The sequence below is a fragment of the Thermodesulfobacteriota bacterium genome, from assembly GCA_035325995.1.
Classification (GTDB): Bacteria; Desulfobacterota_D; UBA1144; order Nemesobacterales; family UBA2774; genus JADLGH01.
The window spans coordinates 16,434-28,248 of record DAOKYU010000016.1; the positions used below are offsets into that span (position 1 = coordinate 16,434).

15 protein-coding genes are annotated in these 11,815 nt (G+C 53.3%); 13 read left to right on the forward strand and 2 right to left on the reverse strand.

Annotated elements, in window-relative coordinates; genetic code table 11:
* The first annotated feature begins 10 nt into the window (after window positions 1-10).
* Window positions 11-418: a hypothetical protein gene (locus tag PKC29_14350; protein ID HML96600.1), complete on the forward strand. Its 408-nt coding sequence runs from the start codon at window positions 11-13 to the stop codon at window positions 416-418.
* Window positions 419-1,245: 827 nt separating this feature from the next.
* Here PKC29_14350 and PKC29_14355 read toward each other — a convergent pair.
* Window positions 1,246-1,980, reverse strand: a complete 735-nt coding sequence (locus PKC29_14355) for a hypothetical protein (protein HML96601.1) — start codon at window positions 1,978-1,980, stop codon at window positions 1,246-1,248.
* Window positions 1,981-2,514: 534 nt separating this feature from the next.
* On the opposite strand from PKC29_14355, the gene PKC29_14360 reads away from it, so the two are divergent.
* Window positions 2,515-3,180 carry a hypothetical protein gene (locus PKC29_14360; protein HML96602.1) on the forward strand — a complete coding sequence of 222 codons (666 nt, stop codon included), beginning with the start codon at window positions 2,515-2,517 and terminating at the stop codon, window positions 3,178-3,180.
* Window positions 3,181-3,196: 16 nt separating this feature from the next.
* Here the strand turns inward: PKC29_14360 and PKC29_14365 are convergent, their stop codons facing one another.
* Complete coding sequence (locus tag PKC29_14365) at window positions 3,197-3,946, reverse strand: GH25 family lysozyme (GenBank protein HML96603.1); 750 nt, start codon at window positions 3,944-3,946, stop codon at window positions 3,197-3,199.
* A gap of 230 nt (window positions 3,947-4,176) precedes the next feature.
* Here PKC29_14365 and PKC29_14370 point away from each other — a divergent pair, with 230 nt between their 5' ends.
* The 11 genes from PKC29_14370 to PKC29_14420 all read left to right on the forward strand — a co-directional run bounded on the left by PKC29_14370 (window position 4,177) and on the right by PKC29_14420 (window position 11,622).
* The gene (locus PKC29_14370; protein ID HML96604.1) at window positions 4,177-4,494 is read left to right on the forward strand and encodes a helix-turn-helix transcriptional regulator; all 318 of its coding nucleotides are present in this window, start codon (window positions 4,177-4,179) and stop codon (window positions 4,492-4,494) included.
* Window positions 4,491-5,711 (forward strand): HipA domain-containing protein, encoded by a 1,221-nt coding sequence (locus PKC29_14375; protein ID HML96605.1) that lies wholly within the window; start codon window positions 4,491-4,493, stop codon window positions 5,709-5,711. The genes PKC29_14370 and PKC29_14375 overlap by 4 nt, the downstream gene beginning before the upstream one ends.
* A gap of 171 nt (window positions 5,712-5,882) precedes the next feature.
* Entirely contained in the window at window positions 5,883-6,224 is a 342-nt protein-coding gene (locus PKC29_14380; GenBank protein HML96606.1) for a hypothetical protein, read from the forward strand.
* 91 nt (window positions 6,225-6,315) lie between these two features.
* A complete protein-coding gene (locus tag PKC29_14385; protein HML96607.1) occupies window positions 6,316-6,513 on the forward strand; it encodes a DNA-binding protein in 198 nt (65 codons plus the stop codon).
* A complete protein-coding gene (locus tag PKC29_14390) occupies window positions 6,513-6,899 on the forward strand; it encodes a type II toxin-antitoxin system death-on-curing family toxin (GenBank protein ID HML96608.1) in 387 nt (128 codons plus the stop codon). The genes PKC29_14385 and PKC29_14390 overlap by 1 nt, the downstream gene beginning before the upstream one ends.
* Before the next feature lie 141 nt (window positions 6,900-7,040).
* Complete coding sequence (locus PKC29_14395; protein ID HML96609.1) at window positions 7,041-7,382, forward strand: DUF1801 domain-containing protein; 342 nt, start codon at window positions 7,041-7,043, stop codon at window positions 7,380-7,382.
* A 156-nt stretch (window positions 7,383-7,538) separates the two neighbouring features.
* Window positions 7,539-9,062 carry a hypothetical protein gene (locus PKC29_14400; protein HML96610.1) on the forward strand — a complete coding sequence of 508 codons (1,524 nt, stop codon included), beginning with the start codon at window positions 7,539-7,541 and terminating at the stop codon, window positions 9,060-9,062.
* Window positions 9,063-9,066: 4 nt separating this feature from the next.
* A complete protein-coding gene (locus PKC29_14405) occupies window positions 9,067-9,600 on the forward strand; it encodes a hypothetical protein (GenBank protein HML96611.1) in 534 nt (177 codons plus the stop codon).
* A 119-nt stretch (window positions 9,601-9,719) separates the two neighbouring features.
* Window positions 9,720-10,751 carry an LLM class flavin-dependent oxidoreductase gene (locus PKC29_14410; protein ID HML96612.1) on the forward strand — a complete coding sequence of 344 codons (1,032 nt, stop codon included), beginning with the start codon at window positions 9,720-9,722 and terminating at the stop codon, window positions 10,749-10,751.
* 18 nt (window positions 10,752-10,769) lie between these two features.
* On the forward strand, window positions 10,770-11,042 hold the full coding sequence (locus tag PKC29_14415) for a hypothetical protein (protein ID HML96613.1): 273 nt from the start codon (window positions 10,770-10,772) through the stop codon (window positions 11,040-11,042).
* Between the two features lie 10 nt (window positions 11,043-11,052).
* Complete coding sequence (locus PKC29_14420) at window positions 11,053-11,622, forward strand: hypothetical protein (GenBank protein HML96614.1); 570 nt, start codon at window positions 11,053-11,055, stop codon at window positions 11,620-11,622.
* The last annotated feature ends 193 nt before the right edge of the window (window positions 11,623-11,815 follow it).

The following is an 11,815-nucleotide window of genomic DNA, read 5'->3' on the forward strand; positions in this document are numbered from 1 at the left end:
GACGGACGCGATGAAAAAAACAGCGGTTATAACGGTGTTCCTGGCGCTTGCCGCGCTCGCCCCGGCGCGGGCGGAGGAGTACCTGCCGGCGTCGATGACGACGCACCCCGAGTGGTACATAAAGATAAGCGGCTGGTCGATGTATTCGTCGTGGGGCGCGGTCGCGATAATCCATAACGTGACGATCGAAAACACGTCCGGCTTCACGTACGAGAACGTCCGCGTGAGGGTCAAATATTCGTCGGACCTGTCCACGGGAGCCGGCGGGCCGGTGAGCCAGGAGACGGGCGTTCTGCCCGTGACGCTCCCGCCCGGGAGCAAGGCGACGTACCTCAAGGCAGGCGTGACCCTCGGCGCGGGGTCCCAGTTCATGAACCCGGTGTCGATAGAGGTGCTGGGGGCCGAGGTCGTGAGGTGAGCGGGGCGTGCGGGCATGACCTACTACGTCACGACTTTGGGCCACGACTTTGGGCCTCTACACATCATTTCCGCAATTTTTGTGATCAGTCATCCTGAATTTAATTCAGGATCTCGCTTTTAAGTTTTTTGGGCAAAGAATAAATCCCCCCTGCCCCCCTTTTCCTAAGGGGGGATAAAGGATAAAAGGCCTTATCGATATCCGGGGCTTAGCGCCAGTTCTTCCAATCAGCGAGCTGCGCATGGTCCCGCAACGATAGCGCTTAACCCCGCAAAACTACAGCCTTCGACATACCGTCTGTCCCCGGCGACGCGCCGGTCTTTTCATCCGGTGCACAGTGCCGGGGACCGCAACTTTCGCGCATCATCCCGTCAAAACCACCGCCACAGCTATGCCTATTGTCGGAGGCGACACGCCTCTGTAGTGGAATCCCGGACAAAGTTATAAAATTTCTCACTAAAAGTGATGCAAAAAATTCGAAAGTTTGCTATACTCATATTTAACCGGTTGTTACAACCTGAGCCCCGTCAACTGAAGGGTGGGTCCTTTTGGCAGGGATTCCAGTCTTCCGGGGCTCTCGGAATATTAATTTTTAAGTTATTATCGGGTTTGGGTTTTCGTTTTAGACAGTAAATGTACAATTTGACTACGGCGTTGCCGGTTGTATTCCTGCCGAAGGGGAAATATACCGACGCGCGAAGCTTTATTTATGCCATCCACTTAACCACCCGTAAATATTGAATATTATTATCACAAGGCAAATGGGAAAGTTGCGTTTTACGCACGGTTGGAGGCTTTTGGAGGCCCGGCGCACCCCGCCCCTGCGCTTACTCCGTTACGGTCCTGAGCTCCCGCTCCGTCTCCCCGGCCGAGGCGCCCGAGGAGCTGGTTATGCCGGCGAGGGCCGCCGGGACCGTCCCCGCCTGGAAGTAGTTGTTGACGTCTATAAGCGCCGCGCCGAGCGTGTATGTCTTTTCGCCCTGGGTCGGGTAGCGCATCCTCTGCCTTATGCGCAGGAGACGCTCGAGCCTGAGGGCGTCCATCTTGCTTACGAGCGCGGGCATGGCCTCGTCGTAAAAGAGCTCCTTATCGACCGACGAATGCGAATTGCCAGAGAGGCCGCCCGATATGGCGAGGATTATCTCCTTCGCGCGCCGGGCGGGGTTGATGGCGTCGGCGGCGTCGAGGCCGAAGACGGCGATGTCGGTGACGAAGTTCCCGCCCTGGACGGGCTCGGACTGTATGCTCTGCGTGTATTGGCGATAGTAGTGGTCGATGACGTAGATCCTGCCGTTGATGACCTCGTCGCGGTAGGCGCGCTGGAGGCCGGGCGTCCCGGCAAGGCTGTTGTAGGCGTCGATGACGCCGGCGACGTAGTACTTCTTCTCCATCTCGGAGACTTCGTCGTTTATGTACTCGGCCTGGACGTGTGTCTCGGGGGCGAGGCGCGACATGCCGGGCGGCGCGGCCGGTACGCAGCCCGCGAGCGCCACGAGGGACGCCGCAAGGAGCAACGCTCCCACGGGCATAGAGCCCTTTTTGCCTTCCGGCAGATGCGTCATTCGAGCCACCCCCTGATCGGCATAATTATACAGAGTATCGAATTGCCCTTCAGCAGGAATTTTTTGGGAGGGGGGGCACATTCAAACGCGTACCGTGCGGCACCCCGGCCAGGAATTCGGTTTTTGTTGTCATCCTGAATTTATTTCAGGATCTCGTTTTAGCTTTTTCGTCCTTTAGCCCCTTTATGAAAAGTTGAAGGCAAAGAATGAGATTCTGAATCTTTTGATTCCTTCTGCGTTGGCGCTGTCCTGGATGAGCTTCGGTACAATCAGCCATGGGCGTCCGATTCCTCGCTCGCTCGAAATCGTAATCCGGAATGATTGAAGCGTGAAAGCGCGGTGGCGGTGATCGTAGCGTCGTGCTGCATCGATTTCCAGCGGACGTGGTCCGCGTGCAAATCCCCGAATGTATTAAACGATTGCGTTATTAGATCATTTTGTATTATAATTGGAACAGGGGTTATTGATTACGCATTCTCCCGCCGGGGGCCGGGTCGCCCCGGGCGGAGCTCACATCTCAAGGTCGGAAGAAACATGGTTAATCAGTGGACTGAAATAGGCATTCCACCGGAGAGCCGTCTTCTCGCACTCCACTACGAGCCGGTCACCGGGCAGTTCCTCGCACAACTGGAAACTCCGGGCGACAGCGGGGTGAAAGCCCTTTTCGCCCGGCGCTTCGACGACAAAGCCTACAGGCGGCTTACGCCCGACGAGGGGCGGGTTTCGTACGAGAGCATCATAGTCCGCCTCGAGAGCACCAAGATTCTCGCCAACGTCTTCCGCGTAAGGCCCGGCCATTCGAGCGAGTGGCACTCCATACGCGAGATAGACGTCGCAACGGGTGAGATCACGACAGTGCTCGCATCCGAGAAGCTCGAGGTCGAGCCGCCTTATTCGAGGGCGTGGGTGAGCAACGTGAGGAAGGTGAAGAAGGAGTTCGACAAGGCCGGGCGCGCGGTCGAGTCGGCCGGGGCGTCTTACAGCGCCGAGCCCGGGATATATTCCGTCCGCGGCGAGAAGGACGACGAGATCCTCTGCACCGTTTCGTTCAGGAAGAAGAACGCCCACGAAGGGGACGTCGAGAATTTCGTCTGCAAGGTGTCGCCCTCTTCGGGCAAGTACCGGAAGATTACGAGGCTCGGCGAAGGGAAGAAAGACGCCGGAGACGCCGCTGTGCCGGGCGCTAGCCGCGCCGTCTGAGGCACGCCCCGCTTCGTCAGTGGCCGCTTCGTGAATAGTCCGCGCCGGGCTCCCCTTCGAGAAGCACTTCGAACTCCTTGCGCCCGCCGTTAAACACGTTGAAATCGACGAAGCCCTCTATCCCCCAGAGCTTTCCCCTGTCGGTGTATTGCCAGAAGGTCCATTTTTTCCCGTCGGGCAGCGACGGCGACCAGTAAATATCCCTTATCCAGATTTTGTATTCGGGCAGCTCGCCCGCAAGAAAATCCCTGTAGGACTTGTTGGTGGCGTAAATGATCGGGCGCTTGCCGTACTTCTCCATGACCATATCCGAGAACACGGAAATCTCTTCGAGCACCTTCTCCTTGCCGGGCCGTGCGCTGCAGTTGCCGCTGTATTCGAGGTTGATTATGGGCGGGAGGGTCCCCTCCTCGTCCGGCACCGATTCCATGTAGTTAAGCGCCTGCTCGCGGCCGGTCTTGCAGAATGTGAAGTAGTGGTACGCCCCGCGCGCGATGCCGAGCTTACCGGCCTCCTCCCAGTAATACGGGAACTTCGTGTCCTTGTGGTCGCCGCCCTCAGTCGCCTTGATGAAGGCGAAGTCGAGATTCGCGCGGGAGAGAACCCGCCAGTCCACCGATTCCTGGTGGTGCGAAATGTCTATCCCCCGGACGGGATATTTCTTCTCGTCGGGGTAGTTCATCCGGATGTACCCTTCCTCGAAAAAGAGGCCCAGGAACGCGCCAACAAACAAAATTGTGCCTAAAATCGCTATCTTGCGGTTCATATCACGGAAGAGTTCCCCCGCTATATTATACCGGCTGTGCGGAGCTATTTACGATAAATAATGCGGACTGCCGTGAAAGCCGTTTTTCGGAAATCGGCGTCAAAAAGCTGGAGACCGTATTTATGCGTTATCATAGATATTATGTATCTTAATATATTCCATAGCACATAGAGCAGATTAATATGCTATAATATATTGGCAGGATAAATATATATATTAAGGCACATAGAATGAAATACACGACGGAAGAGCTCGCAGCAGAGCTCAGGAAAGCGCGAAAGAAGGCCGGGCTCACACAGAAAGAGCTGGGGGAAAAAACCGGCATCCCGCAGAGCCACATTTCCCGAATAGAGAAAGGAGAGGTGGACATTCAGGCTTCGAGCCTCGTCGGGATTGCCCGCGTGCTGGGTCTCGAATTGATGCTGGTGCCGAGGGAGCTCGCCGCTGCCGTGGACGGCTTGATGCGGGGCCTTGCAAAAGACCTTGCAGGGCCGCCGAGGATGTACCTCCCCGATGGCGGCGAAGAGGAAGGGAATATTGACATATGAACGCGCTCAGGATTTTCCTTTACGGCGAGCCCGTCGGCACACTCGTCAGGCTTGCGGACGACAGAAATCTCTTTTCATTCGACGAGGGATACATCGACGACCCCGGGCGGCCTACGCTCAGCCTTTCTTTTAAAGATGCAACCGGCGGTCTTATAACCTCGGAGCGGCCGGCCCGGACGAAGCTCCCGCCTTATTTCAGCAACCTCCTTCCCGAGGGAAGAATGCGCGAATATCTTGCCGGCCGGGCGGGCGTAAAGCCGGAGCGCGAGTTCTTCCTGCTGGGAGCGCTCGGCCGGAACCTCCCCGGGGCGCTCACAGCCGTCCCCGCTGCCGTGTCCGGCCAGGGAGCGGTGGAGGAAACGGGGAAACCGCCGGCAAAGAAACACGGCGGCCTGCTCAGGTTTTCTCTCGCAGGGGTTCAGCTCAAGTTCTCGGCCGCGGCGGATGCGCGGGGCGGGCTCACGATACCGGCCGGCGGCGAGGGCGGCTCGTGGATAGTCAAGCTCCCGTCGGGTGCATGGAGAGGCATACCCGAAAACGAATTCTCGATGCTGGAGCTCGCAAGGCGCGTCGGAATAGACGTGCCGGAAACCAGGCTCGTTCCCGTCGATAAAATAAAAGGGCTGCCAAAAAACATCGAAGTATTCGGCACGCAGGCGCTGACTATAAAGAGATTCGACAGGCTTCCCGACGGCGGACTCGTCCACGCCGAAGATTTCGCGCAGGTGTTCGGCCTTTACCCGGACGACAAGTACGGCTCCGCGAGCTACAGGAACGTAGCGGACGTGATACGCGCCGAGGCCGGGGAGGAGGCTGCCGGGGAATTCATAAGACGGCTGGTGTTCACTATCCTCATAGGAAACGCCGACATGCATCTTAAGAACTGGTCGCTGATTTATCCCGACAGAGTACGTGCGGCGCTCTCACCGGCATACGACTTCGTTTCGACCATTCATTACATCCCCGGCGATTCGCTCGCGCTCGGCCTTGCCGGAACGAAAGAGTTCGGCAAAGTGGATGAAGACAGGCTCAGGCGGTTCGCGGCCCTCGCGCGTCTCCCGGAAAGGCTCGTGCTCGACGCCGCGGGCAAGACGGTCGAATCGTTTGCCCGCGAGTGGCGGGGCGCGAAAGACCTTCCCATCGAAAGCGGCGTCAGGAAAAGCCTCGATAATCATTTGAAAAGTCTCCCTCTCTGGACGCGGAGCGCCCGCAAATAACCGGAGCGCCGGCCCGCCCTCCCCCATCCGAAATCCCCTTCCTTTCTCTCCCGAAGGTTTTGCACGGGGCGATGTCGCATCGCGCCCTCCCCAAAAACCCCTTAGCTTCCCCCGCTTATCCGTTATGCTTGTTCACAGGGGAATATGAAATACGAGCGGCGAGGTGAAGCCATGAAAGACGTTCACGAAGTTGCGGAGCAGTATTTCGAGTACGTGGTCGGCCCGGCGGTCGAGGAGATTCTGGAGGAATACAACGCGCGCGAGGGATACGAGGCCGGCGTGCATGCGAAAGAGTTTCTTACGAAGGACGCCCCCGACGTCGCCGAAGTGCACGGCATATACGTGATATTCCCCGGCGGGACGAGCAGATACGTCTCGGTATGCTGGCCCGAGGGCTCGGAGCAGGTGCTCATCGGCGTGCCGGGCGAGTCCGGCGAGCCGCTGACGCTCGACATGCACGACACGGACAAGGAAAGGCTGAAAGAGATCGTGGTAGGGGTCATCGAAGGATAGCCGACAGCACCGGAATCACCGTATGATCCGGCCCTGATTGCGAAATCCCGGAATCCGTTTTATGCTATTGTAAGGACGCGGAGGCGTGCAAATGAGCAGGATTACCCTCGATGTTTCAGACGACTTGATTACGGAGATAAGCAGGAAGGCCGACAGGCTCGGTGTATCCAAGGAAGAGCTGATTCAGTTCACTATCGGCGAAATAATCGGAAGACCCGATGAAGATTTCGAGCTCGCCCTGAAGCACATTCTGGATAAGAACGCCGAGTTGTACAAACGCCTTTCCTGATGCGATACCTCACCCTGAACGAAGTCCTCAGAATCTACGAAGTTATAATGGAGAAATCGGGCGGGTTGGCTGGCGTGCGCGACATGGGAATGTTATCGTCCTGTGTCGCTCAGCCAAGAATGGTCTTCAATAACAGAGAGCTTTATACGACTGTTTTCGAAAAGGCGGCAGCGCTCGGATTTTCGCTTATCTCGAACCATCCGTTCATAGACGGCAACAAACGTATAGGACACGCGGCAATGGAAACATTCCTCGTTCTGAATGGTTATGAAATTACCGCCAGCATAGACGAACAGGAGCGCCTTATTCTATCGGTCGCTTCCGGGGAGAAAAGCAGGAAGGAGCTTGGCGGCTGGATACATAAATACGCAGTCCGCAAAAGCTGAGCGAGTGGTGCAGTATCGCCTTTCAGGCTATTCCGGCAATGCCGCCCCCGATTTCCATTTCGACCTCCGACGATATATCCGCCGCGCTTCCATCCGCAACAGTAATTTATATAATAATTCTATTGCCCAGGGGAGAGTGCGGTGACGATAGACGAATACATGGCGGGCGTCCCGCCCGAAAGGCGGGGCAGGATCGAGGAGCTCATAGGGCACGTGAGGGCATGGTATCCGGGCGTCATGATATCCGTAAAGAACGGCATGCCGACGCTCGAGACGGCCGGCGGCTGGGTGGCGGTGGCCAACCGGAAAGATTACATATCGTTCTACACGTGCGATACCGGCCACATCGCCCTCTACAAGGAAGGGCATCCCGGTATCAAGTCGGGCAAGGGCTGCCTCAATTTCAGGGACAGGGACGAGATAGACTTCGACGCGCTGAAGGCCGTCGTCAGGAGCGCGATGACTTCTTCATCCCGGGTTTGAGATAAGAACATTCCACTATGCATTAGTCTTTACCCATACCGTAAGAACTTGGCTATAAGCACAACACAAGAAAGACGTTTTAAGAACATTCTACCTTTTTTAATTGGCACAATGTATTATTAGATTAAAATATTTTTATGAGTATAGGGGAATGACGTGGCATTCAGAAATCAAGATATTAAGGAAATAATACAAGGAATAGACCTAGGCTCGTCAATTGCAGAACAAGACACATTATTACAAACATCTAGAGTCGATACTTCGGTCTTTAGTGACTTGTGGAATGATAGAATAGATTTAATTCCAGGCACTAAGGGTTCCGGGAAAAGTGCTTTATATAGAATTTTTGTAGAATTTTTGCCTGATGTACTATTAGATAACAGAAAGGTTGTAATTGCACACGGTGTTAACCATCATGGTGATAAAGTATTCCATGCTTTTAATCAAGAATTTCAGCAATTATCAGAAGATGATTTTGTGAATTTTTGGTGCATATATATCATATCGCTTGCAAACGAACAATTAATTAAAAACCCACTTTATAAAGAATCGTTAAAAAACTGCTCCTCTGAAATAACACACTTTAAGAAAATTTGCTTCGAATCTCACATCCCTGAAATACAAAAAGAAAGGACGCTGTCTGATATATTAGGATGGACTTTATCTTCGCTAAAGAAATTAAGCCCAAGATTAAAGTATAAACCTCCTCAAGACATCGGAGAATTTGAACTCGATCTTTTTGGTAATTTAAGCTCATCCGAAACTAATTTGGAAAAAGAGATACCACAATATTCTGAGAAAATTCGAGAAAGCTTGGAAGCTATATTAAAAAAGGCGAATTTAAGCGTGTGGTTTATGATTGACAGGTTAGATGAGATATTTCCCCGAAGATCAGATCTCGAGAGAAAGGCTTTGCGTGGTTTACTCAAAACTATAAGAATCTTTGAAACCGATTGTATTAGATTAAAAGTTTTTCTAAGAGATGACATCTTACAGCAAGTAGTGTATGGAAAGGAAGGATTTACTGCTCTAACACATGTTACATCTCGAAAGGCAGACACACTACGCTGGTCGCAAGACCAAATCTTAACGATGATTGTAAAACGGTTGTTCGCTGGTGAAGAACTTAGGATATTTCTGGATGTTAACAAAGAAAAATTAAATAGTAGCCATGAATATAGAATTGAATGCTTCTACAAAGTTTTCCCACCTCAAGTTTTTGTAGGAAGCAACCAAAGCAAAACATTGAAGTGGATATATAATCACACAAAAGATGGGAATAACGTTGTTACGCCACGCGATGTTATTGATTTACTGACAGTTGCCAAACAGAATCAAACCAATAAGATCCTGTCTAATCCATCAGGAGAGAGCAACTCAATAATTGACAGTCAATCAATTCGTTATGGGTTAGAAGAGCTATCAAAAAGAAAACGAGACACTGTTTTAGACGCAGAATTCCCACACTTACAAGAGCATATATTGAAATTTGAAGGGCAAAAATCAGAATACACAGAAAGAGCCTTAGCAAGAATTCTTGGCAAAAATTGGCAAGAAATAATGAGCGACCTCGCTTCCATAGGACTTTTTTTAAAAGAATCTACAAATAATATGACAGTGTACAAAATTCCCTTTTTATATAGAAAAGGACTGAATGTAACATTAGGTCGTCTTAATTAATAAAATGGCCTGTCTCAATATTGATTCAAAAACTCTTATAGCAATACTTGGAGCCATACCCGGCATAGTAGCCTTAATCTGGAAAATCAGAGACTTGCGTTCCAGCTATCTCCACATATCTTTAACGATACAAGAAACTCATAAAGGCACGATACTCATCAAAACTCAAGTATTCAATAAAAGCTTAAAAGCTAAGGTAATAAACAACGCATTGCTATTAATAAGCCCAGAAGATGAATGTCCAGTAAAAAGTTTCAATAGCCTCTCGGAAACAAGCAAACTTGGGAAGATCGTTAAATCAACAAACGAGATCGCAGAATATTGTTGTAAATCAGTGACCTATGGAAATAATGGGCGAACAATTATACCATTGCCATTTTATTACTCCGAAAATGTAAGAATTGCAGATGAAAATCCAGCCTATACGGTATCAGTAGATAATTCGAATTTCGAACAAGGTAAATCGTATTCAGTTCGTTTTTTTCTCTGGGGCGAGAATAGACTACACAGAACAACTCAAGATTGCTTCAAAGCGTAAATCATAAAATATCCGACTGTTTAAAACAGGGATAGTTATGCTAACCCCTTTTTCTTTGCACCCCGCCTCCTTCCGTTACACTAATACGGATACGACGAAAACGCATGCGAGGTGACGAAATGCCCATCGATCACGACGGAAAACTCAAGTTCGGGATCTTTTACGATTTCAGGAATCCGCCCCGGTGGCGGAGGCCCTACGAGAAGGTCTACGCGGACATATTCGACCAGATAGCCTGGGCCGAGAACATCGGATTCGATTACGTGTGGCTGTCGGAGCACCACTTCACGGAAGACGGCTACGCCCCTTCCCTCTTTCCGATCGCGGCCGCTGTTGCTGCACGCACGAAAAAGATACGCATAGCGACGGGCGTCGCGCTCCTTCCGCTTTACAATCCCGTGAGGCTGGCCGAGGACGCGGCGACGGTGGACGTCATATCCGGCGGGAGGTTCGAGCTCGGCGTGGGGGTCGGGTACAAGGTGGACGAGTTCAGGGGGCTCGACATCGACATACACCAGAGGGCCGGGCGCATGGACGAGGGGCTCGAAATAATAAAGCGCCTCTGGGCCGGCGAGAAGCTCGATTTCAAGGGGAAGCATCACACGGTAGGCAACGTCGCGATCTCGCCCGAACCGGTCCAGAAGCCGGGGCCGCCGATATGGCTCGGCGGGTTCGTCAGGGCGTCGCTCAGGCGCGCCGTCAGGTTCGGCGACGGGTTCTTTAACTGCGGGGGCGACGTCGAGGAGCTCTACGGGTATTACCTCGAAGAGCTCGCCGAGGCCGGAAAGCCCGCGGAAAACCTCCGCATCGCCGACTGCATACACTGGCTTATAGTGTCCGAGAACCCGGAGAAGACGTGGGACGAGGCGGCCGACGGGGTGATATACCAGGTGAACAAGTACAACGAATGGCTTACGGAAGCGGGCTTTCCGGGCCTCTACGATATGATCCGCGACAAGGCGCATCTCCGGAAGCTCGGCAGGCTCATCGTCGTCGACCCCGACACGTGCATAGGCATCATAAAGGAGCGGCTGGCGAAGGTGCCCGCCACTCACCTCACCTCGTGGGCGATACCGCCGGGGATGCCGGCCGAGTGGGCGAGGCCGCATTTGAAGCTCTTCGCCGAGAAGGTCATACCGGCGTTCAGGTAAGGCCGGGGAGAAACACGAATGAACCTCAGGATCGAGATTTGGATGAACGAGAACATGGAATGGTCGCTCGAAGGCGACGGCTCGGCGGAGCAGTACGCCCGGGCGAAGATGAAGGTGCGCTCGCTCTTCCCGGACGAGGAGGAGCTTAACCTCGTCGTCACGAGGGACGACGTCCGGCCCGTCAGGCTCGCGGACGCCATCGACGAGATAGAATCGTTCCCCGAAAAGCGCAGCCTGATGCTTTGTGACAAAAAATATGAGAAAATGATGATGTTCGTTTACAGCGAGTGAGCCCGGTCGGATGAGCCTGACGAAGATAGCGCCTGCCCTCTTTTTGGTGGCGATGCTCTGCCACGGCGCGGAGGCGTACGCCGAGCCGAAGAACGGCGCGGCCCCGCCGCCCGTGAACACGTACAAGAGCAGGCACGGGTTTACGATCGACTACCCCAAAAGCTGGATACTCCAGACAGACCTCGAAGAATACGAGACGCTTAAGGAGGCCGTCCGCGACGGCGGGAACTACTTCGCCGTCCAGAGCTACCGCCCCGACGACCCCCGCATACAGAGCTTCCATTACTTCCCGGCCGACACGCTCAAGATGGAGGCGTGGATATTCCCCGACAAGAGCCAGTCGCTCGCCGGGATAATCACGCAGACGAAGAACATCATGAAGATCGACGACTTCGACATCGGCGGGAAGAAGGCCAAGAAGGTGTGGCAGAGGCTCGACGACGGCGAGTCGGGCGAGGAGGTGATCTACTCGATCTACTTCGTCGACGCCGGAAAGCGCGCCGTGTTCACATGCTATCCGACTTATTCGACCCTGACGGGCGAGTTCGAAAATATGGTCGGGAGCTTCAGGTTTGAGTAGGAGCGAGCCGCTTATTAATCCGCCCTCTGATTTATCCGCCCTCTGATTTATCCGCCCGCAGCCCGACAAATCCGTCAAAAGAGGGCTGACGGAATCGTCATATACCTGTTCAAAATATGAACCCCCCTGGTCAGATAATTGTACAGACCTGGGAGAGTGGTAACAAACGTTCGGGGACATAGGTAACACTTTT